The 26,268-nt window shown below is 64.9% G+C and carries 19 protein-coding genes; 8 read left to right on the top strand and 11 right to left on the bottom strand.

All coding sequences use genetic code 11. From position 1 onward, the window contains the following. The first annotated feature begins 232 nt into the window (after positions 1-232). Entirely contained in the window at positions 233-745 is a 513-nt protein-coding gene (locus tag ACYVHT_RS01810) for a fasciclin domain-containing protein (protein ID WP_460548055.1), read from the top strand. Positions 746-819: 74 nt separating this feature from the next. On the opposite strand, the gene ACYVHT_RS01805 is transcribed toward ACYVHT_RS01810, so the two are convergent. The 5 genes from ACYVHT_RS01805 to ACYVHT_RS01785 form a co-directional block, all read right to left on the bottom strand. After that, positions 820-2,748 carry a T9SS type A sorting domain-containing protein gene (locus ACYVHT_RS01805; RefSeq protein ID WP_460547337.1) on the bottom strand — a complete coding sequence of 643 codons (1,929 nt, stop codon included), beginning with the start codon at positions 2,746-2,748 and terminating at the stop codon, positions 820-822. A 103-nt stretch (positions 2,749-2,851) separates the two neighbouring features. After that, positions 2,852-3,613, bottom strand: coding sequence for a PASTA domain-containing protein (locus ACYVHT_RS01800; protein ID WP_460547335.1), 762 nt, complete (start codon positions 3,611-3,613; stop codon positions 2,852-2,854). An 85-nt stretch (positions 3,614-3,698) separates the two neighbouring features. Further along, a complete protein-coding gene (locus ACYVHT_RS01795) occupies positions 3,699-6,395 on the bottom strand; it encodes a D-alanine--D-alanine ligase family protein (protein WP_460547333.1) in 2,697 nt (898 codons plus the stop codon). An 80-nt stretch (positions 6,396-6,475) separates the two neighbouring features. Then, complete coding sequence (locus tag ACYVHT_RS01790) at positions 6,476-7,186, bottom strand: copper homeostasis protein CutC (protein WP_460547331.1); 711 nt, start codon at positions 7,184-7,186, stop codon at positions 6,476-6,478. A gap of 150 nt (positions 7,187-7,336) precedes the next feature. Continuing rightward, positions 7,337-8,356: a N(4)-(beta-N-acetylglucosaminyl)-L-asparaginase gene (locus ACYVHT_RS01785; protein ID WP_460547330.1), complete on the bottom strand. Its 1,020-nt coding sequence runs from the start codon at positions 8,354-8,356 to the stop codon at positions 7,337-7,339. A gap of 208 nt (positions 8,357-8,564) precedes the next feature. On the opposite strand from ACYVHT_RS01785, the gene ACYVHT_RS01780 reads away from it, so the two are divergent. The 7 genes from ACYVHT_RS01780 (at position 8,565) to ACYVHT_RS01750 (ending at position 19,068) form a co-directional block, all read left to right on the top strand. Next, positions 8,565-9,407 carry an N-acetylglucosamine kinase gene (locus ACYVHT_RS01780; RefSeq protein ID WP_460547328.1) on the top strand — a complete coding sequence of 281 codons (843 nt, stop codon included), beginning with the start codon at positions 8,565-8,567 and terminating at the stop codon, positions 9,405-9,407. Positions 9,408-9,616: 209 nt separating this feature from the next. Beyond that, positions 9,617-10,807: a phosphoglycerate kinase gene (locus tag ACYVHT_RS01775; RefSeq protein ID WP_460547326.1), complete on the top strand. Its 1,191-nt coding sequence runs from the start codon at positions 9,617-9,619 to the stop codon at positions 10,805-10,807. Between the two features lie 235 nt (positions 10,808-11,042). Further along, entirely contained in the window at positions 11,043-11,759 is a 717-nt protein-coding gene (locus tag ACYVHT_RS01770; RefSeq protein WP_460547325.1) for a phage tail protein, read from the top strand. 51 nt (positions 11,760-11,810) lie between these two features. After that, positions 11,811-12,512: a phage tail protein gene (locus tag ACYVHT_RS01765; RefSeq protein ID WP_460547323.1), complete on the top strand. Its 702-nt coding sequence runs from the start codon at positions 11,811-11,813 to the stop codon at positions 12,510-12,512. 40 nt (positions 12,513-12,552) lie between these two features. Then, positions 12,553-13,251, top strand: a complete 699-nt coding sequence (locus tag ACYVHT_RS01760; RefSeq protein ID WP_460547321.1) for a phage tail protein — start codon at positions 12,553-12,555, stop codon at positions 13,249-13,251. Positions 13,252-13,332: 81 nt separating this feature from the next. Continuing rightward, on the top strand, positions 13,333-18,372 hold the full coding sequence (locus ACYVHT_RS01755) for an Ig-like domain-containing protein (protein ID WP_460547319.1): 5,040 nt from the start codon (positions 13,333-13,335) through the stop codon (positions 18,370-18,372). Between the two features lie 282 nt (positions 18,373-18,654). Further along, positions 18,655-19,068, top strand: coding sequence for a hypothetical protein (locus ACYVHT_RS01750; RefSeq protein WP_460547318.1), 414 nt, complete (start codon positions 18,655-18,657; stop codon positions 19,066-19,068). Positions 19,069-19,141: 73 nt separating this feature from the next. Here ACYVHT_RS01750 and ACYVHT_RS01745 read toward each other — a convergent pair whose 3' ends face one another. The 6 genes from ACYVHT_RS01745 to ACYVHT_RS01720 all read right to left on the bottom strand — a co-directional run bounded on the left by ACYVHT_RS01745 (position 19,142) and on the right by ACYVHT_RS01720 (position 26,141). Then, a complete protein-coding gene (locus ACYVHT_RS01745) occupies positions 19,142-20,722 on the bottom strand; it encodes a PepSY domain-containing protein (protein WP_460547316.1) in 1,581 nt (526 codons plus the stop codon). 29 nt (positions 20,723-20,751) lie between these two features. Next, on the bottom strand, positions 20,752-23,145 hold the full coding sequence (locus tag ACYVHT_RS01740; RefSeq protein WP_460547313.1) for a TonB-dependent receptor domain-containing protein: 2,394 nt from the start codon (positions 23,143-23,145) through the stop codon (positions 20,752-20,754). A 107-nt stretch (positions 23,146-23,252) separates the two neighbouring features. After that, positions 23,253-23,636 carry a hypothetical protein gene (locus tag ACYVHT_RS01735; protein WP_460547311.1) on the bottom strand — a complete coding sequence of 128 codons (384 nt, stop codon included), beginning with the start codon at positions 23,634-23,636 and terminating at the stop codon, positions 23,253-23,255. 102 nt (positions 23,637-23,738) lie between these two features. Then, entirely contained in the window at positions 23,739-24,659 is a 921-nt protein-coding gene (locus ACYVHT_RS01730) for a hypothetical protein (RefSeq protein ID WP_460547309.1), read from the bottom strand. 161 nt (positions 24,660-24,820) lie between these two features. After that, positions 24,821-25,627: an MbnP family protein gene (locus ACYVHT_RS01725; RefSeq protein ID WP_460547307.1), complete on the bottom strand. Its 807-nt coding sequence runs from the start codon at positions 25,625-25,627 to the stop codon at positions 24,821-24,823. Positions 25,628-25,760: 133 nt separating this feature from the next. Further along, on the bottom strand, positions 25,761-26,141 hold the full coding sequence (locus ACYVHT_RS01720) for a hypothetical protein (RefSeq protein WP_460547305.1): 381 nt from the start codon (positions 26,139-26,141) through the stop codon (positions 25,761-25,763). Between the last annotated feature and the right edge of the window lie 127 nt (positions 26,142-26,268).

Genomic DNA, 26,268 nt, shown 5'->3' with positions numbered 1-26,268 from the left:
TAGCCGGACCATATCACTCTCACCCCAACCAACTCCCATGACCACCAAACCATTCTTTGCCGCCCTTGCCCTTGCCGTTGCCTGCAGCGCTCCCACCGCCTTCGCGCAGGACATGAAGACCAAAAGCGACGCCGAAAAAACCAAAACGAAAGCCGACGGCATGACCACCAAAACCAAGATGGCCGACGACGGGAAGATGAAAGTGAAAGGCAAGTCTGATGCCGGCGACAAGATGAAGGCCACCACCAAGCCCCGCAAAGACATGTCCGGCATGAGCGGCAAAGGCGTGATGGTGGGCGGGGCCATGATGGTGCCCGACAAGGACATCGTGGACAATGCCGTGGGCAGCGCCGACCACACCACCCTGGTGGCTGCCGTGAAAGCCGCCGGCCTGGTCGAAACCCTGAAAACGGCCGGCCCCTTCACCGTATTTGCCCCCACCAACGCCGCCTTCGATAAGCTGCCCGCCGGCACCGTGAACTCGCTGGTGCAGCCCGACATGAAGCCCATGCTTACCAAAATCCTGACCTACCATGTGGTGCCCGGCCGCTACACTGCCGCCGACCTCAAAAACGGCCAGGTGCTCACCACCGTGGAAGGGGAGTCGCTGACGGTGATGAAATCCGGCAACAGCGTGATGCTGAAGGATGCCAAAGGCGGCATGTCCAACGTCACCATCCCCAACGTGATTTCGAGCAACGGCGTCACCCACGTTGTTGACACCGTGCTGATGCCGGCCAACTAAGGCTGAATGCTCATAGCACAAAAAAAGGCCCGTCAGATTGTCTGACGGGCCTTTTTGCTGAATACCAATGCCGTTTATTCCAGCAGCAGGCGGCGGCTCACGGTGCGGCCGTCGGCCAGCGTCAGGCGCACCGTGTACACGCCGGCCGGGAGGCCGGGCAGGGCCAAATCGGCTTTGCCGGCCTGCGCGGCGGGCTGCTCCCACACGCTGCGGCCCAGGGCGTCGAGCACGGCGGCGCGGGCAAAGGCTGGCCCCGTAACCGTCACGGCGCCGTGCGCCGGGTTGGGGTAGAGGCCGTAGGCGGCGGCTTCCCGGGCCGATGCCGTGGCGGTGGCAATGTTGTTGGTCATCACGGGCCGCATCATGAGGGCATTGCCGGTGGTGAGGGGCGGAATATCGGTCCACACGCCGGTATTGTCGCGCCGGAACAGGTGCTGGGCCGGAAACGTGCTGTTCAGGTCCACGCCGTACTGAAGAAAGCGGCCCGTGGACGGCTGCGAAAAGCCCACGTAAAACGTACCCGTCACGCGCACCGGCTGGTCGAAATCGACCTGGTAATAGTCCCAACCCGTGGGGTAGGGGTAGCGTAGGGTATAGGTTTTGGTGGCCAGCGGTGTGGTGGCGGGCATCCCGGCATTATCGGCCCACACGCTCACGGTAATGGGACGGGCCGCGATGTCGGCAAGAAAGACCGGGTACAGGCGCAGGCCGCGCACGTAGTCGGGCTGGTTGAGGTCGAAGCGGTAGGCAAAAGCCGCCTGCTGGCCGGTGGTGAAGGGCGAAAGCTGGGTGGCGCTTTCGGCGGTGCCATCGTCGTAGGCGTAGTAGTTGTTCAGGTCCAGGTCCCGCGAGATGGTGTCGTTGGCAATGGTCGGCGAGGTCATCTGCTCATTCGACACGATGTACATCGTGTAGCGCAGGCGCTTGGGAGTGGCCGTGGCCGGGAGCGGGGCCCCGCCCGCATTGCCGGTGCGCGGTTCCAGGCGGGTGTTGCTGGGAATAACGTTCGGGTTTTGCAGCCAGGTGCCAACCGGGGCGTTGGCCGTCAGGTCGCGCACGATGCCGGTGGTGGTCACCGATAGCGGCAGCGGCGTGTTCAGGTTGCTCACGTTCACGCCCATGGCGGGGTTTAGCTCGCTGCTGGTCGCGGCATTGTACTGCCACACCGGCATGGCCGAAAACCGCCGCAAAGGACTGCGCAGGCCCCCCGAGGGGTTGCCGCCCACCAGCCCGGCCCCGGTGGCCGCATCCACGAAGGTGGTATCGGTGAGGGTGCGGCCCTGGTTGAGCAGCACGTAGTCAAGGCCCCACGCGTCGGTGTTGGACGTGGTGTTGCCCGTGGCCACAAACATGAACTGAAAGTCGCCGTGCAGGTATTTAGCCTGGTCGAGGGCGATGGTTTGCTGGTGGAAAGCGGTGCGCTGGCCGGTGCTGAGCGCCGTCCATTTCGATTCCCACACCGGGTTGCCGCTTACCAGCGACTTGACAAACAGCTCCAGCTTTACCGGCGACGTGGTGAAATTGCGAAACGGAATGCCCGCAATGGTGCCCGCCTGCCAGGCAAAGCTCAGCACCACGTTGCTGCCCGGCGTGCGGCCGGCCAGGTCGATGGGCTGCGAAACCAGCGAGTCGAGCGTAGCATTGGGGCTGGTGGCCAGGCCGCCGCTGTAGGTCACACCCTGCGCCGTGAGGCCGTCGAGGGTGGCCGTGCCCCGGGTGAGGGGCGCTATGGCAAAACGGTTGCTTACCAGTGCGCCGCCCTTCGCCGTCCAGCGCACCACGCTGGGCGCCCCCTCAAGCGGCGAAGTGAAATCATCGAAAAACGGCAGCGCAAGGGCGGTGCCGCGCTGCTGCGCCTGCGGAGCGGCAGCGGGCAGGTAAGCAGCCCGGGCGGGGTCAGCGGCCAGGGGGGAAAGCGGCAGGCCCTCCTGGGCCATGGCCGGGCCAGCGGCCAGCAGCGCCGGCAAAAACCAGCGGCCATACGTGCGGAAGCGTGTTATCATACAGGAAAGGAGCTTAAGCCATGCTAACGACGGCAACCGGCGAAATAGTGCGCCGCCGCGAACGTTTGCCATCCTGAGCAGCGCGAGGGACGACAAAAACAAATTACTTCGCCACCCAGATATCCACCAGCTGGCCCATGCGGATGGTGGCATCGGGGCCGGCCACGGGGCGCTGGCGCACCACGGTGCCGGCAGTCTGGCCCGCTTCGGCGGGCTGCTCAAACACTTCGCCTTTTTGCAGGCCCTGGCCAACCAGCAGGGTCACGGCCTCGTCTTCGGGCATGTTGATGAGGTTGGGCACGGCAAAGGTCTGGTTGCCCTGGCCGTCGCCCACCACCAGGTCTACCCGGGTGCCTTTGGCCACGGGCGCGCCGGGTGCTATTTCCTTGCCGTTCACCAGCTGCTTGAGCACCGCGCCGGAAGCCAGGTCGGGCACCAGCTGAATCTGGCCCACCACTAGGTCGTAGCTTTTCAGGATGAGCATGGCGTTTTTCGAGGAGCCGTCGGTGAGCTTGGGCATCTTAATCACCGGCGGGTTTTTCATGCTCACCTGCAGGTAGATTTTGCGGCCTTCCTTCACCTTTTCGCCCGGCGCGGGGTCCTGCACCAGCACGGTGAAGGGGCGGATGTTGGGGCTGTAGCTGGAGTCGTCCACGAAGTAGTTGAGGTTGCGCTCGTCGAGGTAGCTTTCCAGGTCGGCCACGTTCATGCCCGTCACCTTGGGCACCGTAATGGTTTCGCCGTGGTGCGTGCTCACGGGTAGGTACACGTAGAAAAAGCCCAGCACGAGCAGCAGGCCCGCCACGGCAATGAGCACGAGGTGCTTCACAACGTCGAGCGGGGTATTGGAGGTGAGAAAAGCCATCTTTTAATGGTTAATGATTAGGGATTAATGGTTAATTTTTTAGGGTTCGGGAGTGGCCTAAGCTTCCGCTATTAATCACTGACCATTAACCATTAATCATTTTAGAAGAGCGTGCCTTGCCGAACTCCAGAATCCGGTCAATAAACTCGTAGGGCGTGTAGCCGGCCAGCGCCGTTTGGTGGAAGATGCAGGTGGCGGGCGTCATGCCCGGCAGCGAGTTCACCTCAATGATGAGTACCTCCACCTCGCCCTCCGGGCGCACCCGCACGAAGGCGTCAATCCGGGCGTAGCCCTGAATGTCGAGCACCTGGGCCACGCGGCGCAGCACGGCCTTCACCTCGTTCGAGATGCGCTGGCGCTCCACGGGGTCCACGTCGTAGCGGGCGGGGGTGATGTTCTGGCCTTCGCCAGCCAGGAATTTTTCCTCCAGGCTCAGCACCTCGCCGGTAGCCAAAGCCTCGCTGGCCTCAAACACCTCGATGTCGAGTTGGCCGTCCTCGTCATAGGAAGTGAGCAGGCCGCCCGTGATTTCCAGGAAGTGGGCCGCGCCGTCGCGGCCGATGAGCGTTTCGACCAGGAAGGCATCCTTCTGCGGAAATTCTTCCTTGAAGCCCAGGTGCAGCACTTCGGCCGGGCCGGGCATCAGGTCTTCTTCGGTGCGGAAGATGAGCTGGCTGAAGGCTTCGAGCTCCGCGCGGTTCTTGATTTTCTTCACAGCCGAGGAGCAGCCGTCGTCGGCCGGCTTGGCGATGAAGGGGTAGGGGAACTGCGTTTCGAGGCTGCGGTAGAAGCCTTCGGCGTCGGCCTGCCACTCCAGCTTGTTGGCCATGCGGTGCTCGGCCACCAGCAAGCCAGCTTCGCGCAGGCGCTTGTTGGTTTCGAACTTATTGATGGTGACGCTGCTGCTGGCCACGCCCGAGCCGTTGTAGGGCAGGTTGAAGCGTTCCAGCTCCTGCTGCAGGGCACCGTCCTCGCCGGGCCGGCCGTGCAGGGCAATGAAGACTTCATCGGCCAGCTGGGCCAACTCCTCGAACGAGATGCGGCGCGGCTGGGCCAGCGCCTGCCCGGCGTAGGTGCTGGTGATGGCGCCCGCCTCGCGCCGGATGCGCTCCAGAATGGGGTGCGGCGCCTCGCCGGCCTCGGCGTGCTCAATCTTCTCGCGGATGTCGTCGGCGTTGTCCTTCAGCATCACGTTCACGGGCAGCACGTAGAGCTTGTGCTCCTGGGCCGAGCCGGTGAGGAACACCGGCACCGGCGCGTACTTGGCCGAGGAGCTGAGCTTCTCGAAAATGTTGCGCCCGCTCTCCACCGAAATGTGCCGCTCCGATGAGTAGCCGCCCATTATCACGGCCACCCGAATGCGCTCGGTGGCCTCGTGCTGGCGGCCGGCCACGGCCGTATCCAGCTTGTCGAGCAGCTGCGCCAGCTTCACGGGGCGCAGGCCGGCGCGGCGGCGGGCCGCCAGCGAGGTGCGAATGAGGTAGGTGAGAAACTGGCTCGGATTGAGCCCAATCTCGGCGGCCTGGTGGAAAAAGAACGAGGCCGGCAGCATGCCCGAAGTCGTGTTCGGGTCGTTCAGAAACAGGCGGCCATCGTGCGCCACAAAGCCATCGAGCCGCGCATACACCTGAAAGCCGAACGTGCGGAACATCTCCTCGCAGGCTTCCCGGATTTCCTGGATTTTCTCCTCCGGCAGGTCGATGGGCGTGATTTTGCGGGCCAGGCCGGGCAGGTACTTCGAACGGTAGTCGAATAGCTCCTCGCCCTTCACAATCTCCGTGGGGGGCAGGGCCAGCGGCGCGCCATCAGGGTCTTCCACCACAATGCAGCTGAACTCGCGGCCGGCCACGAAGCTTTCCACCAGCACCTGCGTTTCGCCGTCGATGTTGGTCAGGCGCACTTCCTCGGCCGTTTCCAGCCGCTCGCTCAGCGTAAACAGCAGCGTTTCGGGGTGGTAGATGGGTGCGGTTTCGCCGTCGAGCACCACGGGCAGGCCAATGCCTTCGCGGATGTCGGTCAGGTGCTGCACCCAGGCAATTTTGTCCTGCTCGCCGAGGCGCTGCCAGTCGGCGCGGGTCACGGTTTTGCGGAACAGGCTCTTGTCGATGGCCGCCTCGAATTTGGCCAGGTCGTCGGTTTTCAGAATGCTCACGCCGATGCTGGAGCCCTGGCGCGGCGCTTTCAGCACCAGCGGCAGGCCCAGCTCGCGCACCAGGTAGGCGAGGGTGGCGGCGTGGTCGGTGCTGTCCCACTCCTCGGCCCTGATGACGCGGAAGTCGGGCGTGGGGCGGCCCAGGGCCTTGAGCAGGTTCTTCTGCGCGATTTTATCGATGCCAAAGGCCGAGGGCAGGATGCCCGAGCCGGAGTAGGGGATGCCCAGCCATTCGAGCAGGCCCTGCATGGCGCCGTCCTCGCCGCCCGGCCCGTGCAGGGCCAGGAAGGCAAAATCCATGAGCAGCGGCAGCTGCTCGGCGTCAATCCGGCGGCCCACTTTGGCAATGGCCTCGAACCGCTCGTCGTGCGTGAGTTCGCCCAGGCTTTCGATGTACACCTGCAAATGGTGCAGCGACGGCGGCTGCGAGCTCACCGGCGGGTAGAAATCCCGAATGGTGCCTTTGTAAATGAATTGCCAGTCGAGCAGAATGAACTGCCCCAGGCTGTCGACGAAGATGGGCACGGGCTGAAACAGCGCCTTGTCCAGATTATCAAAGACGGTGCGACCGCCGGCGAACGAAATTTCCCGCTCGCGCGAAGTGCCCCCGAAAAAAATACCGATTTTCATAAGTACAGCAAAGGTAAGAACCCGTAGCGCGGACTTTTAGTCCGCGCTCGAACAACCGACTCGCGGACTAAAAGTCCGCGCTACAGCAGGCCCACCAGCTCGGCCACCAAGGCGGCATCCGTTTCAAAACGTTCTGCCCGAAACAGCCCATCGGCCGGGTCGGCGGGCACCAGTCGCTTGGCGCTGGTGTGAAACTCCGTAGCGCCGGTATGGTTGGCCAGCGCCCGGATATTGGCCGCCGCCACGCCCGCGCCCGGCATGATGCTGATGCGCCCGGCCGCCTGCGCCACCAGCGCGGCCAGCTGGTCCCGGCCCGCTTCGGCCGTGGGCTGGCCGCCGGAGGTGAGCACCCGCTGGCAGCCCAGGCCAATAATTTCTTCCAGCGCTTCGGCCTGGTTGGGACAGGAATCGAAGGCGCGGTGGAAGGTGACTGCCATCGGGCCTGCTGCTTCAAGGAGCGGGCGACAGGCGGCCGCATCCACGCGGCCGGCCGCATTCAGCCCGCCCAGCACCACGCCCGCGCAACCCAGCTCGCGGCACGTTTCAATATCGGCCCGCATGATTTCCAGCTCAGCATTGCTGTACACAAAGCCGCCCGGCCGGGGCCGAATCAGCACGAATACCGGTATCTGAAGCTGCCTCAGGGTCTGCCGAATCAGGCCGTAGGAGGGCGTGATGCCGCCCTGCTCCAGGTTCTGGCACAGCTCGATGCGGTGCGCGCCGCCCGCCTGCGCCGCCAGGGCCGAAGGCAGCGAGGCCGCACAGATTTCCAAGGTGTGGGGCTTTTTCAAACGGATTAGGCTTTGTGGGCAGTAAGGAAAAAAAGGCCATGCCGAGCGCAGTCGAAGCAGCTCTACCACAATGGTAAATGAATTGCTTCCCCGGTAGCGTTGCTGCGACTGCGCTCAGCACGACGTTCGACTTTTGTTGCCGGCCAAGCTTTACTTCAGCAGAAACTCGCTGTCGCGCAGCAGCGGCGCATCGGTGGTGCTCACCGTGAAGTTGAAGCCGGTTTGCAGGGCGTAGGCGCCGGTCCGGCCATTTTTATCCAGCGCAATGAAGGCCACCTGGATGTCTTTGGCCTTCGCTCCTTTGATGGCGGCAATGCGCTCGATGGCTTCCTTGCAGGCCTGCTGCGGGGTGCGGCCCTGGCGCATCAGCTCCACCACGGTGTGGGCGCCGGCAATGCGCACCACGTCCTCGCCCTGGCCGGTGGCGGCGGCGGCGCCCACGGCGGGGTCCACAAACAGGCCGGAGCCGATGAGGGGCGAGTCGCCCACCCGGCCGTGCATCTTGAAGCGCATGCCGCTGGTGGTGCAGCTGCCGCAGAGGCGGCCCTGCGCATCGAGGGCCAGCATGGCAATGGTGTCGTGGTTCTGGCGGCCGCCCACCGGACCCACGGGCTTGCGCCGGCCTTCGTTTTCGCCATTGATAACGGGCTTGTAGAGGCTGGTTTTTAGCCACTCCTGGTACGCCTTTTCGGAGTCGGGGCTGAGCTTTTGGGGTTCGAGCGGAAAGCCCTGGGCCACGGCAAACTGCTGCGCGCCCTCGCCCACGATGAGGACGTGCGGGGTGCGCTCCATCACGCGCCGCGCCACGCTGACGGGGTGCTTGATGCGCTCGAGCGCCGCCACGCCGCCGCAGTTGAACTGCTCGTCCATGATGCAGGCATCGAGCGTCACCACGCCGTCGCGGTCGGGCAGGCCGCCCAGGCCCACGCAGCAGCCCTGTTCGGCTTCCGTCACCATCACGCCGGCCTCCACGGCGTCCAGCGCGTAGCCGCCTTTGCCGAGAACTTTCCAGGCGCCCTTGTTGGCATTCACGCCCGCGTCCCAGGTCGAGATGACAATGGGCTTGGTTGCCGCCGCAACAGCGGGCAGGGCCACGGCGGTGAGCGGCGCGGTGGCCAGCCCGGCCAGGCCGGCGGCAGAGGTTTGCAGGAATTTCCGGCGGGAAGACATGAAGCAGGAGGGGAGTAAATAGGTGACTAAATGGCCTGTCTGTTATCCTGAGCGTAGCGAAGGACCTTGCCACGCCAGAACAACAATGCTGGAATTCAACTGGTACAACGGTGGGAAGGTCCTTCGCTATGCTCAGGATGACGGAACGGAGTCTAAACAGCTGCGGCGAAAGATACTGCCACGCGCCAACTCCCGTACTTTCGCCCCCATGATACTCCTCGCCGACGGCGGCTCGACCAAGTGCAGCTGGTGCCTGCTGGGCGGGCCCGCCCCCGTTCATTTCAGCACCGAAGGCTACAACCCCTACTTCTGGGATACGCCGGCCATTGCCGCCTCGCTGGCCCGCAGCGTGCCCGCCGCCGTGCGCGAAGCGGCCATCAGCGCCGTTCATTATTACGGTTCCGGGGTGCTCTCGGCCGCCAAGGCCGAGGTAGTGGCCGGGGCCCTGCGGCAGGTGTTTCCGCAGGTGCAGCACATTTCGGTGGAGGAGGACTTGCTGGCGGCGGCGCGGGCGCTGCTGGGGCGCGAGGCGGGCTTTGCCGCCATTCTGGGCACGGGCACCAACTCGTGTCTGTATGACGGCCAGCGCATTACGCAGGTGGTGGAGTCATTGGGCTATTCGCTGGGCGACGAAGGCTCGGGCACCAGCATCGGCCGGCTGCTGCTGCGCGACTACCTGCGCGGCCGGTTTCCGGGCGCTCTGGCCGAGAAGTTCAGGGCCGCCTACCAGCTGGGCGAAGTGAGCCAGGTGCTCGACCGCCTCTACAACCAGCCCCTGCCCAACCGCTTCCTGGCCAGCTTCGCCCGGTTTGCGGGCGAGCACTACGCCGAGCCGTATTGCCAGGGCGTGGTAGCGCAGGCCTTCGAGGCGTTTTTTGCGCAGATTGTGACGCAATACCCCGACTACCAGCGCTACCCCTTCAACTGCGTGGGCTCGGTGGGCTACCATTTTCGGGAGGCGCTGGCCGCCGCCGCCGCCCGCCACGGCATGGCCGTGGGCCTGATTCTGCAGGCTCCGATTGAGGCGCTGGTGCGCTACCACGAACTGTAGAGACGCGACACTTCGCGTCTCGGCATCTGCGCTGTGCGGTTTCATTCCACCGTTTTCGTTCGACGGGGAGACGCGAAGTGTCGCGTTACTACAGCACGCAATTCAACCCAATCGTCATTCCGTCGGTTAAAGTCGGTGGAAATCTGCGAAAGCGCCGCACTTTTGCACCACTGACCAACCACACACTCCCAACCGTTTCACTTCCCCTCATGAACACCCTCGATACCTACAACTTCGCCGGCAAGCACGCCGTGATGCGCGTCGATTTCAACGTGCCTTTGGATAAGGACCTGCACATCACCGACGATACCCGCATTCGCATGGCCACGCGCTCGGTGATGAAAATCCTGAACGACGGCGGCTCCGTGGTGCTGCTCTCGCACCTGGGCCGGCCCAAGGGCGGCTACGAAAAGAAGTTTTCGCTCGAAAGCCTGGTTGGCCGCCTCTCGCAGGAATACGGCCGCGAGGTGCAGTTCGGCGGCGACGTGCTGGGCGACGAAGCCGCGCAAAAAGCCGCTGCCCTGCAGCCCGGTGAAGTATTGCTGCTCGATAACGTGCGCTTTCACAAGGAAGAAGAAGCCGGCGACCCGGCCTTCGCCGCCAGGCTGGCCACGCTCGGCAACGTGTACGTGAACGATGCCTTCGGCACCGCGCACCGCGCCCACGCCTCCACGGCCGTGATGGCCAACTCGTTTGCCCCCCAGGACCGGGTGGGCGGCTACCTGCTGCAATCGGAAATCGATAACGCTAAAAAAGTGCTGGAGCAGGCCGAGCGGCCCTTCACCGCCATCATGGGCGGGGCCAAGATTTCGGACAAGATTCTCATCATCGAAAAGCTGCTCGATAAGGTAGATAACCTGCTCATTGGCGGCGGCATGGCCTACACGTTTGCCGTGGCCGAGAACGGCCACGTCGGCAGCTCGCTGCTGGAGGCCGACAAAGTGGACCTGGCCCGTCAGCTCATCCAGAAAGCCAAGGACAAGGGCGTGAACCTGATGCTGCCCGCCGACTCCGTCATTGCCGATAAATTCGCCAACGACGCCAACGTGGACGTGGCCGCCAACCTGAGCATTCCCGACGGCTGGATGGGCCTCGACCTCGGCCCCGATTCGCGCGAGCAGTTCGCCGAAGTCATCCGCCACAGCAAAACCATTCTCTGGAACGGCCCGATGGGCGTGTTCGAGATGAGCAATTTCTCGCTCGGCACCGAGTACGTGGCCCAGGCCATTGCCGAGGCCACGGCGGCCGGCGCCTACTCGCTCATCGGCGGCGGCGACTCGGCGGCGGCCGTGCAGCAGCTCGGCTTCGGCGAGCAGGTGAGCTACATCAGCACCGGCGGCGGCGCGCTGCTCGAATACATGGAGGGCAAGGAGCTGCCCGGCGTGACGGCCTTGGGCTAACTTCTTGCTGGTATAAGCTTGGAATGCAGCTTGTTGGCTGCGTAGTGTGAGCAGGGGAGGCGACTGGTTCGACAGAACAGTTTGCTTCCCCTGTTTATTTTTTATACAGTTATTGTCAGATATTTAATTTTTGTCATTGTGGTGGTTAAAAGATGGCGAAAACATTTACATTTGATGCCTGAATTACGGAACAGCACCCGCTGAATTCGGACTGGTAATCTTTCAAATTTTCTGTATGAAAACACCATTTACTCCTGCCAGCACCGTGCCGCCGGCCAGCTTTGCGGTGCCCCAGCCGGCGGCTGCTCCGCCCACGCGGCGCAGCTGGCTGAAAGGCCTGGGCGCGCTGGTGGCCGGCCTGTTTCTGAGCCGGGCCGCCAAGGCCAAGGTGGCTTCGCCGCAGCAGGTGCTGGGGGGGACGCCTTATCTGGGCGAGATTCAGCTCTTTGCGTTTGGGTTTGCCCCGCGTGGCTGGGCGCTTTGCGAAGGGCAGATACTGCCCATTGCGCAAAACGCGGCGCTGTTTTCGCTGCTGGGCACTACATACGGCGGCAACGGCCAAACCACCTTTGCCCTGCCCGACATGCGTGGTCGCACGCCCCGGGGCGTCGACAGCAGCTCCGGCAACTACCAACTGGGCCAGCGCGGCGGCGGCGAAAACATCACGCTGACCACCGCCCAGCTGCCGGCGCACACCCACGGGTACCTGGTGAGCAACGCCGCAGCTACCTCCAACGTGCCGGCGGGCACGGCCGCCGCCGTGGCCTCGGCCAGCAACGACCTCAACGGCGAAGCCGTGAACATGCTGGCGTATGCCGCCACGCCCACCGTGGCGGAGGCCGCCACTGCCATTACGGCCACTGGCGGTGCCACGTCCCTCAACATTCTGGCGCCCTACGAAACCCTGAGTTTCTGCATTGCGCTGCAGGGCATTTTCCCCTCGCGCAACTAGGTTGCCGGGAGCGGTCTGCTCCTTGTTTTTTCATTTTTTAGCTGGTTAGCGATGTCTGCTCAATTCTCACCTGCGGCCCCGGAGGCCGCCCCCGCCGCCGAACCCGCCCGGCGCGGCTGGCTGAAGCGCCTGGGAGCCATGCTGGGCGGCGCGGCCTTGGCCACACCCGCTCTGGCCCGCCCCGCCAGCCCCGAACAAGTCCTGGGCGACGATGTATTTCTCGGCGAGATTATGATGTTTGCCGGCAACTTTGCGCCCCGGGGCTTTGCGCTGTGCAATGGCCAGCTGATGTCCATTGCACAGAATACGGCGCTGTTTTCCCTGTTGGGAACTACTTACGGAGGCGACGGCCGCACAACTTTTGCCCTGCCCAACCTGCAGGGTATTACGCCCATTGGCCAGGGCCAGGGGCCGGGCCTGACGGGCCGCAGCCTGGGCGAGCAAATTGGCAGCAACACCGGCACGCTGCTCAGCGCCAACCTGCCGACGCACAGCCACACCGCGCAAGTCAGCAGCGCGGCCGGCACCACCGATACTCCTTCAGGCAACCTGGCGGCCGTGCCGCCCGCCGGCACCACGGCCAGCGGCGAGGCCATCAGTGTGCTCCACCGGGCGGCTGCGCCTACGGCCAGCGTGGCCGCTCCAACCACCGTTGGGGCAACGGGTGGCAACCAGCCGTTCAGCCTGGAGTCGCCCTACCTGGTGGTGAACTATTGCATTGCGCTTCAGGGCACTTTTCCTCCCCGGCAATAAGCGGCGGGTTCTTTTTTCTGTACCTCATATTCTGTACATTATGCGTTTAAGAGCTACTACTGCGGGCCTGGTTCCCATCATGCGCCAGCAGGCCCCGGCCGAGCCCACCCGCCGCAACTGGCTGATGCGCCTGGGGGCGGTAGTTACGGGTGCGGCCGTGGCAGCCCCGGCCCTGGCTGCGCCCCGGAAAGTGCAGGGCTACCAGCCTTACGTAGGCGAAATCATGCTGTTCGCGGGCAACTTTGCACCGCAGGGTTGGGCGTTCTGCGACGGCAGTCTGCAATCCATTGCCGACTATTCCACGCTGTTTCAGCTGATTGGAACCACCTACGGCGGCGATGGCCAGACCACTTTCGGCCTGCCCGACCTGCGGGGGCGCGCGCCGCGCCACCAGCACCTGGGGCCCGGCTTGTCGAACTACGTGCTGGGCCAGGTGGGCGGCGCCGAAACCCGCACCCTGACCACCGCCCAGATGCCGGCGCACAACCACGCGGTGCAGGCCGGCACGTCGCCCACCAGCAGCTCGCCGGTGGGCACGGTGCCCGCCACGCTGGCCGGGGTCGACGTCAACGGCGAAACCGTGAGCGTGCTGGGCTACGCGCCGCTGCCCACCGCCACGGTAACTGCCCACGCCTCCACCATTCAGGCCACGGGCGGCGGTCAGCCGTTCGACGCCATGCCGCCGTCGCTGGTGATGAACTACTGCATTTCGCTTTACGGGATTTTTCCGACGCAATAGGCTGGCCCGCCTGGGCAAGCCGGCCCTGCCGTCGCCCGCGCGGAGTCCTGATTTTGAGTACGCTTCACTACGCAGCCTGCAATGAAACAACGCTATGCTTTTGCCCGCTTCCTGCATCTGGGAGCCGGGCTCCTCTTTTTTCTGCTGTTGGCCGCCCCCACCGCGTGGGCCCAGACAGCAAAGATTTACTATACCCAGGGCAGCAGCACCGCCACGCTCGATGCCGCCAAGGCCGTGAACCCGGACGGCAGCGGCGGCACTACGCTGGCCTCGGCCGCGGCCAGCTTCGCGCAGCCCACGGATATCGTGTACGATAAGGCCAATGGCTACATCTACGTGACCGACCAGTACGTGGGCACGGGCGGCATTGTGCGCTTTACCACGGCGGGCACGGGCCGTACCGTGATAGTGCCGCCCACGGCCGGAGCCACCTACAACGGGCTGGCCCTGGATGCCACGGCCAACCGCCTGTATTTCACCCAGGGCAGTGCCACCAATGCCTCGCTCGACGCCCTGAAATGGGTGAACCTGAGCACGCTGGCCGTGACCACGCTGGCCTCGGGCGCGGCCAGCTTCACGCAGCCCACCGACCTGGCCCTGGATGCAGCCGGCGGACTGCTGTACGTGGCCGACCAGTACATCGGAGCAGGCGGCATCCTGCGCTTCACCACGGCGGGGGCGAGCCGCACGGTGGTGGTGCCGGCTGCCGCCGGGGTGGAGTACAGCGGCCTGGCCCTGGACGCCGCCGGCAACCGCCTGTTTTTTACACAGGGCAGTGCCACGGCCACCCTCGATGCCTTGCAGGTGGTGAGCCTGAACACCGGCTTCCCGGTGACGTCGCTGGCCTCGGGCGCGGCCAATTTTACGCAGCCCACCGACCTGGCCTACGACGCCGTGGGCGGGCAGCTTTACCTGACTGACCAGTTTGTGGGCACGGGCGCCATTCTGCGCTACGCTGCCACTGGCACGGGCCGCACGGTCATCGTGCCCGCTACGGCTGGCGCCACTTATAACGGCCTGGCCCTGGCCTCAAATGCCGCGCCGGTGGTGACGACCAGCGGCGGCAGCACCCTTTTCACCCAGAGCCTGCCCGGGCCTTCCACGCCGGTGGCCGTGGACCCGGCCGTGGCGGTGACGGATGCCGACAACGCCACGCTGGCCTCGGCCACGGTGAGCATTACCACCGGGTTTCAGAGCGGGCAGGATGTGCTGGCTTTCACCAACACGGGCAGCACGATGGGCAACATTGCCGGCAGCTACAGTGCCGGGGTGCTCACGCTGACTTCGAGCGGGGCCACGGCCACGCTGGCGCAATGGCAGGCCGCATTGCGGGCCATTACGTACACCAACACCGCTTCGGCGCCCAACACCACTACCCGCACGGTGAGCTTTGTGGTGAACGATGGCGCCGCCAACAGCAACACGGCCACGAAAAACATCACGCTCGCGGCGGCTTCCATTGCCATTACCAGCGTGAGCGTGCCGGCCAACAGCACGTACCGTACCGGTCAGAACCTGGATTTCACGGTGAATTTTGCGGCCGCTGTGGTAGTGAACACCGGCGGCGGCATTCCCACCCTGCCCCTCTCGCTGAACACCGGCGGCACGGTGGCGGCCAGCTACCTGTCGGGCAGCGGCACCACGGCCCTCGTGTTCCGCTACACGGTGGTGAGCGGCAACCTCGACAACGACGGGGTGGCGGTCGGCTCGGCCCTGGTGCTGAACGGCGGCACGGTGCAGGGCAGCGGCGGCCAGACGGTGCTGCTCACGCTCAACAGCGTGGGCTCGACCACCGGCGTGCTGGTGGATGGCGTGGCCCCAACCGTGACGAGCATCAACCGCCAGACCCCGGCCACGGCCCTCACCAACGCCGGTACGCTGGTGTATCGCGTCACGTTCAGCGAAGCGGTGAATGGGGTAGGACCGACGGATTTCAGCCTGACTTCGACCGGCACGGCTGGCGGCTCCATTGCCTTTGCCACCCTTGTGAGCAGCGGCGTGTACGACGTGACCGTGAACAGCGTGAGCGGCGACGGCACCCTGCGCCTCGACCTGAACAGCAGCGGCACGGGCATCACCGACGTGCCGGGCAACGCCATTGCGGGCGGCTATACGGCCGGCCAGCCCTACACCCTCGACCACACGGCGCCCACGGTGAGCATCGGCAGCACGGCCGGCAGCCCGACGACTACCTCGCCCATTCCGGTAACGGTGACCTTCTCGGAGGGCGTCACCGGCTTCACGGCGGCTGGCGTGACGGTGGGCAACGGAACCCTGAGCGGCTTTAGCGGCAGCGGCACCACGTACACCTTGAACATCACGCCTGCTGCTTTCGGCACCGTCACGGTGAACGTGGCGGCCAACGTGGGCCAGGATGCCGCCGGCAATGGCAACTCGGCCGCTTCGCAATTCAGCATCGTATATAGCCAGCTGACGGCGGCCGTGACGGCGGTGACGCGCAACCTGCCCGCGCTGGTAGCCACGCCAGCCGTGACCTACACGGTGACGTTCTCGGCCAGCGTCACGGGCGTTTCGCCCGGCAATTTCTCGCTGACCACCACCGGCCTGGCCGGAGCCAGCGTGACCAGCGTGGCGGGCTCGGGCACCACCTACACCGTGACCGTAAGCACGGGCACCGGCGACGGCACCCTCCGCCTGAACGTAGCCAATGACACCGGCCTGACGCCCAGCCTCAGCAACGTGCCCTACACCACGGGCGACACCTACAACGTGGTGAAAACTTTCAGCAACCCGGTGCTGACCCTGCAGGGCACGGGTGGCAACAGCGGCAGCCCCGACGTGACGGCTTTTGTGGACGTGGTCCAGATTCAGCAGGCCTCCAACAGCGCGGTGGTGCCCAACGCGGTGGGCAACCCCAGCTTCGAAACCTACGGCCCGCTTAGCAACGGCAACTACGGCTACAACCCGGCCGGCGCCGTCTGGACGTTTAACGCCGGCTCGGGCATTGCCCTGAACGGCAGTGCGTTCAACCCGCCGTTTGCGCCCGATGGCACCGCCGTGGCGTTCATCCAAAGCTCGCCGGGCAACAACGGCGCGGCGCAGCAGGCGCTGGCGGTAGGAGCCGGCACGTATCAGGTAAACTTCCAGGTGGCGCAGCGCAACTGCTGCAGCGCCGTGGTGGACCAGGCCGTGAATGTGCTGATTAACGGCGCCTACCTCGGAGCGGTGCAGCCGCCCAACAACTTCGTCTACAACGCGTTTACGTCGATTCCCTTCATCGTAACCACGACGGCTACGACCTGGACCGGCAACCTCTCAACCGACTGGTTTGCCAACGGCAACTGGACGGCGGGCGTGCCCACGCCCACGGTGGATGCCCTCATTCCGGCGGGCCGGCCCAACTACCCCGTGCTGACCACCGGCACGGCCTCGGCCCTGAACCTGACGTTGGCTGCCAGCGCCACGCTCGCGCAAAGCGGCGGCACGCTCGACCTGAAAGGCAGCTTTGCCAACAGCGGCACCTTCACGGCCACCGGCGGCCTGGTATCGCTGACGGGCGCGGCGGCGCAGGCCGTGGGCGGCAGCGGCCAGACCCACTTCTGGAGCCTGACGGTGGGCGCGGCATCGGCCACGCTCAGCGGCGGGGCCGATGTGCAGCGCGTGCTCACCCTCGCCGGCGGGCTGGCCACCAATGGCAACCCGTTCACGCTGCTCTCCAACGCCACGGGCACGGCCCTGGTGGTGAACAGCGGCGGCACCGTGGTGGGCAATGCCACCGTGCAGCGCTACATCGACCCCAGCCTGAACGCCGGCCCCGGCTACCGCCACTACAGCTCGCCGGTGGTCAGCACCACGGTGGCCGATTTGACTACGTCCGGCTTCACGCCCGTGGTGAACCCGGCCTACAATATTTCGGCCACGCCCACGCTCGAACCGTCTTTCCCCACGGTATTCGGCTACGACCAGGCCCGGCTGGCTACGACGACCAACAACCTGAATGCCTTTGACAAAGGCTGGTTTTCGCCCAATACGACCGGCGACCCGCTGGCCGTGGGCCGCGGCTACACGGTGAACATCGGGGCCAATCAGCTGGTCGATTTCGTGGGGACGCTCAACAACGGCGACCAGACGCTGGCCCTCAGCCGCAACAGTGGCGCTACGGCGGCTGATGCCGGCTGGGCCCTGGTGGGCAACCCGTACCCAGCCCCGCTCGACTACAGCCTGGTGGCCCCGGCCGACCGGCCCAACCTCGACGCGGCCCTCTACGTGTTCAGCAGCACCAGCCAGTACAACGGGCAATACCGGGCGTATGTGAACGGCGTGGGTGGCAACCCGGTGGTGCCGGTGGCGCAGGGCTTTTTTGTGCGGGTGAGCTCCGGCCAGACCAGCGGCAGCCTCACCCTCCGCAACAGCCAGCGCCTCACCGCGCCCAATGCCACGGCTTTCCAGCGCGGCACGGCCACCGATAGCCGCGCCCGCCTTCAGCTGGCGGTGCACGCGGTGGGCAGCACCCTGACCGACGAAGCCTTCGTGTATTTCGAAGCCGGCGCCACGGCCGGGGTCGATTCGCAGTACGATGCCGTGAAGCTGCCCAACTCCACGGGCCTGAATATCTCGACCACGGCCGCCGGCACTGAGCTGGCCATCAACGGCCTGCCCATTGCCGTGGCACCCGTGACGGTGCCGCTCACGGTGCGTGTGCCGGCCACGGGCAGCTACGTGCTCAGCGTGGCCGAGCTGGTCAACTTTGGCTCCGGGGCGCAGCCCTTGCTGCACGACTTGCAGCTCGGCACCTTCACCGACCTCAGCCTGCAACCCACCTATACCTTTGCCCTGAACGCCACCAGCACCACGCCGCGCTTTGAGCTGGTGTTTGGCCGGCAGGCGCTGGGCACGGCGTCGGCCGCGCTGGCGGCCCAGGTGGCCGTGTTCCCGAACCCGGCCAGCAAGACGGTATTCGTAGAGCTGCCCGCTGCCCTTGGCCGCAAGCCCGTGGCGGCCGCCCTGGTCGATGCCCTGGGCCGGGTGGTGGTGCAGCAGGTGCTGCCCGCCGGCGCGGCGGCCCACGCGCTGCCCCTGGCCAACGTAGCAGCCGGCGTGTATGCGCTGCGCCTGCAAACCGAAGCCGGCCTCGTTGTGAAAAAGCTGGTGGTGGAGTAAGGCTCCGTCGTTCCACTCACCCTTCAAAAGCCCCGGCTGCGCAAGCGGCCGGGGCTTTTTTTACTCCTCGCGCGGCGGGGGGCGGCCCCCGTTCGCCGTTGCCCGGCATCGTTGGGCGGGCCCAAAGGGCGGGCGGGGGCCGCCCCCTGCGCCATGTTCCCAAGCCATTGCGCGACCAGTATAGGGGCTGCCAATGAGCAAGGCACAAATTTTGCCTGAGGAGAGCAACCTTCCGTGCCTTCGTCTGGTCATCGGCCTATCCACCTCCTTCCTTTCTGCTACGTGAACAAACTTTCTACGCTACTGCTGCTGGCCCTGGGGCTGGGCAGCTGCCAGCGCGCCAGCGTTGGCCCCAAAACCAGCCCCGACTTTCTGGCCCGGGGCCAGGTCGTGCGCTACGACCTCACCTACGATGCCGACGGCCAGAACCCCCGCGTGCGCTGGATTGTGCAGCTGGCCTCGCCGCTGCGCGTGCCGGGCCCGGGCGACCGCGACTACACCCAGGTAAAAGTGTTTTCGCTGGCCGATACCGCTGTTTTCCGGCCGGGGGTCAAGTTCAGGTTCACCTACCAAGTAGTGCCTGAGGCCGAGCAGACCGCCTGGGCTACCAACTATGAGCATTCGGCAATGCAGGATTTTCCGGCCGGCTACATGCCCAATCCGGAGCTGGCCCTGGACGACGTGCAGCTTCGGTAGCGGGTGGCAAAAAGCCCCGGCTGCAGTGCGCAGCCGGGGCTTTTGGGGAGCAGATGAGCCGTGTTGGAGCTGGCTACTTCACCCTGATAAACAGCCACAGCCCCAGCAGCGACACCGCCAGCACACCCAGCGCCGAAAACATGGTAATGGCATCGCGCAGGTTTTTGCCCAGCCCGCCGCTGAGGTGAAATTTGTGCAGGAAGCCAAAGGACAGGCCCTCGTAGCGGTCGGCATTGTCGATGCGGGCCGCTAGGCGGCCGGTGGCCGGCTCCACGTACAGCGTGGTTTTGGTGGGCGTGTCGTAGGCCACGCGCACCACCGGCAGGCGCTTGTTGATGAAGTTATACTCTTCGCCAAAGTGGTCGAGCACTTCGGTTTTCAGGATGGCGGGCGTGGCGCTGGCACCGGCCTGGGCCAGAAAGCGGCCGGCCAGCCGATGGGCGTATGCGGTGCTGCCTTCGGGCAGCAGGCTGGCGGTGGCGGCGCTGTAGTACGCAACTTCGGCGGCCCGCACTTTCGCTACGGGCTGGCCGGTGCTGGCGCCCGGCGTCGGCTTGGCCGGGCCCTTGCCCCAAGCGCCTTTTTCGGCCGGCGGCCGGCTGAATACCTGGTAATACACCTGGCCGTTGAGCTCGGCCAGGGCAATGTTCTGCACCTTGTCCCAGGCCAGGGGCAGCTGCGTCAGGTCGACGGCCAGCCGGCTGGCCGGAATGCTGGGCGCGTGGAAGTAGGCCAGGCGGTTATCGGGGTGCAGCTTGAGGTAGACGTGAAACGCGCCGCTGCCCGCGAAGCTGAGCGTGACCAGCGCCACGGCCAGGCCCACGGCCCGGTGGTATTTGCGCAGCCAGCCCACTTTATCGTTCGCGTTGCGCGGCTTGCGGAATTTGCCCCACATCAGGCCGTAAATCAGCAATCCGCTGAGCGCCGAGGCGATGATGATGCCCAGCAGCACCAGCATCACGCCCACGCGCAGCACGTTGTTGCCAATCAGCTCCAGCCACGACCAGGTGTGCAGCCAGTTGAACACCCGCAGAAACGTCCGGCGGGTGGGGTTGTTGAAGGTGGCCAGCCGGGCGGGCATGGTTTCCACATACACCGTGAGGCCGCTGGGCTGCCCGAGGGTGATTTTCCAGACCGGCAGCAGGCGGTTCACGAAGGGGTATTCCTCCGTGAAGTGCGTGATGCGCTCGGCTGCCGCGATGGGCGCCACCGAATCCTGGGTGAAATAGCGGGCCAGCTGCTCGGCAAATTGCTGGTCGGCGCTGGCGGGCAGGGCCGCGCCGGAGGTGGCATCGAAGTAGCGTGGTTCGGAAGTGGGCGCGCCCGTAAGCACCTGGTAAGCGGGCCGGCCGGCCCAGCGCACCAGCCGCACGTTGCGCAGCTCGGTGATTTGATTTTGGGCCAGCACCTGCGTCAGGGGCCGCGCGGCGCGGGGCACGGGCGTGGGCGGCAGGGCTTCGCGGGCAATTTTGGGCCGCAGCCAGTTGCTCATCAGCGGGTGCGAGAGCCCGCTGAGCGTCCAGCAGATAACGGGCACAACGGTCAGCAGGCCGATGATGCGGTGCCAGCGGTACATGTTGCGCTGCACGAAGCGCCGCGCCGCGCTGCTGCGGGCAGTGGGCGCGGCGGTGACGGGGGGAGTAAGAATTTCCATTGGAAAGAAAGGCCGGAGGGGAGCGGGGCTTACCGTTTGCCTACGAAGTTGTATTGGATGCCCACGTTCACGGTGCGCGGGGCGGCAGGCGTGTAAGTGGTGCGGTCGGTGACGGCGTTGCCGCGCGTGGCGGCGTTGGCGTACAGCTCGTTGGTCAGGTTGATGACGTTCACGAACAGCTCCAGGGTCTGGTGCCAGCTGTAGCCGGTGCGCAGGTTGAGGGCGCTCACGCCGCGCGCGCCAAACAGGCCCCGGTCCTCGTACTGCACGCGGTTCACCTGGTCCTGATACCAGGCGCTGATGCGCTGGTACTCGGCCGCAATGCGGAAGCCGGGCAGCCACTGCGGCTTGTAGGTGAGCTCGGTGTTGGCAATCCAGCGCGGGGCCTGGGGCATCTCCTTGCCGTTCACGTCTTTCACGGCATCGGTGGCCTTGGTGCTGAGCACAAATTCCTCGAAGCGGTGAATGGCATTGGTGCCGCCGAAGCGGAAAAACAGCTCGGCGGTGGGCTTGTAGGTGAGGCCGTATTCGACGCCCCGGTGCAGGGTTTTGCCGGCGCTCTGGTAGTCGGTGGAGTTGTCGGGCTGCCGGATGTTGAGCAGCTCATTGCGCCCATCGAGCTGGTAAAACGCCACGTCGAGGTACACCTTGTTGTCGAGCAGGGAAGCCCAGCCGCCCACCTCGCGGTTGAAGAACCGGGCCGGCGCCAGGTTGTAGTAGAACTCGGCCGGCGTGCCGGCGGGCGTGCCCGCCGGCACCGGCCTGGCCCGGAAAATAGACGTGAGGCCGGGCGGCGAGAAACCCTCCGAGTAGTTGGCGTAGAGGCCGCGGCCGTGGCCCAGGTCGTAGGTCAGGCCCACTTTGGGCGTGGCCTGCTGGTACACTTTCGAGCCGGTCGACTTGTCCAGGTAGTTGTTGTAAGCGAAGGAAAGGCGGTCGAAGCGCCCGCCCAGCGTGAGCTGCAGCGCCGGCAGCGCGGCCAGCGGGTGCAGGTCGAGCTGCGCGTACACGGCCGAGTTCAGCAGGTTGGTGTCGTAGTCGGCAATGGGCAAGTCGGTGCGGTCGGCCTTGAGGGTGTACTTCTCCACCGATTTTTTATCGGCCCGCAGCTGGGCCGTCAGGTCAAGCTGGTGCGAGTTGTACCTGGTGGGCGAGAAGTCGAAGCTGGCCCCGCCCAGCAGCCGCGCCCCCAGCCAGTTGAACTTCACGCTGTGCTGGGCCAGCACGCCGTAGCTTTTGAAGGCGTTCACATTCACCTCGCCCCGCGCCGTGGGCGCCCCGCTCGTCCAGCGGATGCCGTAGCTCGGGTTCTGGCCCACGCTGTTGTCGCGGAAGTAGCCGGTCAGACTGGTCGCGTTCTGCTCGTTCCACTGGTGCTCGGCCTTGAGGTAGGCCCGCAGCGCGTAGGTTTTGCGGTACGTGAAGTCCGACGTCGAGCTGTATTCGCGCTTGTAGTACGCCACGCTATCCACCGAGCTGCTGGTCTGCGAGTCGTAGTTGTTATACGAAGCCGAGGCCGTGAGGCGGGTTTTGTCGCTCAGCGCGTATTCCAGCCGGCCGTTCAGCGACTGCTTGTCGTAGTCGGAGCTGGCGGCCCAGCCGTTGCGCTGCCGGGCCACGTAGCCACTCACGTAGGCCCCAAGCCTGGGCGTGAGCATGCCGCCGCCGCCGGCCTGCACGCGCCGGTAGCCATACTGGTCGCCCTGCACGCCCACGCTGAGGGTGGGTACGCTGGTGGGCCGCTTGGTGAGCACGTTGATGGCCCCGCCCACGGCCTCCGGGCCGTAGAGCGACGAGGCCGGCCCCTTCACCACCTCAATGGAATTGATGGCCAGCGGGTTGGTTTCCAGCAGCGCATTGTGGTTGAACACGCCCATCGGCCGCAGCGGAATGCCGTCTTCCAGGTACAGAAAATAGGCGCTGGTGCCAATGGGCTGGCGAATGCCCATGGCGTGCTGCTCGTTGCCGTAGTTGAGCATCACCACGCCCGGCACCTTGTTTATCAGCTCCACCAGCAGCGCAGGCTTGGTGTCCTGAATGGTGGTGGGCGAGATTTTGGAGATGGCCACCGGCGCATCGGTGCGCAGCTGGGCCTCGCGGCTGGCCGTCACCACCACGGTTTGCAGGTCTTCCACGGCGGGCTCCAGGGCCACGCGCAGGGCCTGGCCCCCGGCCGGCACAGGCACCGTGAACGTCCGGTAGCCAACGGCCGATACGACCAGCGTCGGCGCGTCGGTGGGCAGTGAGAAATGGCCCGCGCCATCGGTCACGGTACCGATTTTGGCATCGGGGGTGCGCACGGTAGCCGCCACCAGCGGCTCCTTGGAAATGGCATCGAATACGCGGCCCGACAAGGTGCGCTGCGCACTGGCCGCCTGTGCCCCCAGAAGGGCCAGCGGCAATAAGTAACAGGAGGGTTTCACGAGAAAAAAGCTGATGGTGAGGCCCGTACTCAGCCGGGATTTCGACGCGCGTGTACGCGCCGGAAATCAGGCTGAGCCTGGGCCAAAACTGAAAAATCAGGTCACAATCAGCTCTCGGCAGGTGGGTAGTCGGGGCCGGGCTGCGGCCAGGCGTAGGAGTGCACGCGGTAGGGCGCGTAGCGGGGGGCCGCAGCCACCGGGGCCGGCGGCTGCGGCAGCGCCACGCCCAGCGGCGTGCAGAAAAGCACTATCTCCTCAAAGCCATGCTGCGCATCAACGGGCTGCTGCCGGCTTTCGCGGCTGGCCTGCAGGCGCAGCTGCTTGCTGAGCTGGCACTTCCCGTTGCAGTGCAGCTGGGGGCGCGCTTTGTTTTCGCACAGCACCCGGGCGGCGTAGTCGCGGTTCAGCCACCATTTTGCCACCACGCCCAGCCGCCCGGCGCAGTGCACCGAAAGCGAGCAGAGAAGTAAAATGGCAATGAATTGACGCATGACGTCGGAAATTTATAAATATTAATTAATATTCTGCTATAATCAGAAATTAATTAATGCTGAATAGGCCTGGTCGGCTCCGCGCCTTCCCGGCGGCCGACCTCAGTTCTTGCCGTGCAGCAAATACCTGGTCTGCTTGAAGCTGTAGCCGACGGAGAGCACCAGGCGGCCGGCGCTGGCCGGGTGGTCGGTTTCGGCGGTGTAGATGGGCAGCTGGAAACTGGTGTTCAGCGACAGGTTTTTGTAGTACACATCCAGGCCGGGGCCCAGCAGGGCGTTGTTCATGGCGTGCTCGCCGGTGAGGCGGCCCTCAAGCATTTCGCCCTTGGTTTTCTCGTAGAAAAACTGCGCCGAAGGGTACACCTGCCAGCTTTCGCCCAGCGGCACGCGGTAGAACAGGCTGGCGTAGGTGGCCGTGCTGGGAGCCAGGCTGTTGCGGTACGTATTCTCCGAAGCGCGGCGGTAGCTGCTGTTCACGCTCAGCCCGAAGCTGTGGAAGCTGCCGATGTAGTTGGCGTACACAAAGCCATCGGTGGTGCCGGTGCCCACCTGGTTGAGCAGGGCGTAGCGCACGCCCTGCGCATTCTGGCGGTCGTACTCGCCGGTGGGCAGCTTCACCCCGCCGCCCACAATGAGCCGGCTCTGCACGCCCATCGTTTCGATGGCCCGAATGAGGTGGTAGCCGGCAAAAACCGTCACGTCGCCCACGCCCGCCGCGTTCAGCTGCCGGCCGTTTATCTGCGAGGTGTTCATCACGTAGGGCACGAAGGCATTCAGCTCCACGCGGCGCGAGAGAAAATACTTGCCCCGCAACTCAACCACGCGGAAAGCTTCAAAGTCGGTCGGGTCGCCGTGGTGGGCGTGCTGATAGCCGTTGTCGCCGTTGAGGGGCGCGGGAAAAAACGGCCGGGCCCCGCTCGGGAAAAACTGCGGCGATTGGCCCAGCGCCTGGTAGCCGTTGAAGATGCGGTAGCGGTGCATCAGGCTCAGGCCGCTCTGGTTGTCGTAGGGCGTGATGCCCATGAAGCACCCGCAGATATCACACGCCCGGCTGGCGCACGGAGTCCCGCCGAGCACAGCCCCGAAGAGCAATGCAACTAGCTTTCTCATGCTAAAAATGCAGACCGCCGGCGGCCTGAAACCCGCCACTTTGCGCAGCGCGGCCCCGGCCGCCGGCGCTGCGGCTAGTTAGCGTGAACGTGCGCTACCGTGAACATGCCGGCCTGGATATTATCCGCAATCTGCACGGCCGGGGCACCGCCCATCACGTTGTAAACGCCGGAGAAGCGTATCGGATTCGGGCCCGTAAACATCTTGGCGATGTCTACCTGCATGTGAATTTCGGGCGAGTGGTCGGGCCGCACCAGCATGGGCGAATTGGCGGCCGGGAAAGGCACCGTCACCGTCCGGATGGTATTGGTGGTGGAATGCTTGTAGCCGGCAATGTGGAAGGTGATGCCACCCGAAGGGGACCGGGTCGAATAGCCGGTCAGGTTCAGGTTGATAAACTCATCCACCCCGTTCATCGTCCAGAGCATGCCGTTGTTTGAGTTCAGGGCTGCCTCCGTGAAGTTGCCCGCCTTGGAGCGGACGCTGTCGACGCCCACCATGAAGCTGATGGCGGTGTAGTCGCCCACCGGAATGTCGCTCATCTCCAGCTCCTGCGTTTCGGGCTTGGAATGGTCCACCAGGTAGTAGGCCTTGGGCAGCGTGTAAACCGAGTTGTCGGCCTTCAGCAGCTTCACATTGGAGATGTAATACTTGAAAGTGGTCACCTTGAAGTCGTCGCCGGCGGCGTTGACGTAAGAGCCGGTGGCCAGTGCCAGCGAGTTGAAAGCCGGGCCGCTGGTCCCGGTCATGGTCACGCCATTGTCCATGTGCAGGGTAACCGTGCCCGTGTTTGCCACGGGCTCATCTTTTTTGCAGCCGGCGAGGGTGAGCGCGGCCAGCGACAGCATGGCGGCAAAAGAGGGAATAGCGAAGCGTTTCATCGAAAGAGGAAAAGAAAATATCAGAAAAATGAAAGATGCGAGCGCGGCACAAGTGCCCGCTCCGGCCTGTTGCGCGCGCAGCAGGGCCAGCAAAAGGCTGCGCGCTTCGTCATCGAGCGCCGTCAGCCAGTCATTAAACTGATAGGAGCGGGGGGCGAAACACCCCCAGGGCTGTGCCGGTGGCGCACCGCGCCACTGCCAGGGCCGGGAAGGCGCGCGCCGGCTGCCGCCAGCGTTGGGGCGTGGCCAGCACAAAAGCCGGCGTGGGCAGCACCTCGTACTTGACCTTGGCCTGGGCTTCGGCCGGGGCTTTTTTATCACCGCCTTCGGCTTTGCGCAGCTGCCTGGCCAGGTGGCACTTGCCATTGCAGTGCAGCTGGGGGCGGGCCTTGTTCACGCAGAAGCGCTCGGTGATGCGCGCCTTGTTCAGCTGGTAGTCCACCACCAACACTTCCTGCCCCAGGGTCTGGAGCAGCATGAGGAGGGTGAGGAAAAAAGCCAGAAAGCGGGTCACGGCAGTAGAGGGTTACGATTGCAAATGTAGGCAGGCCAGTTAAAGTTCGATGAGGGGGACTGGCGTATTTGTTATCATTCAAGAAAAATTATAATTGAGTAATTGAATGCTGCCTTCCGCAGCGCGG

The sequence above is a fragment of the Hymenobacter daeguensis genome, assembly GCF_054780555.1.
This window is presented reverse-complemented; position numbering and strand designations above follow the sequence as displayed.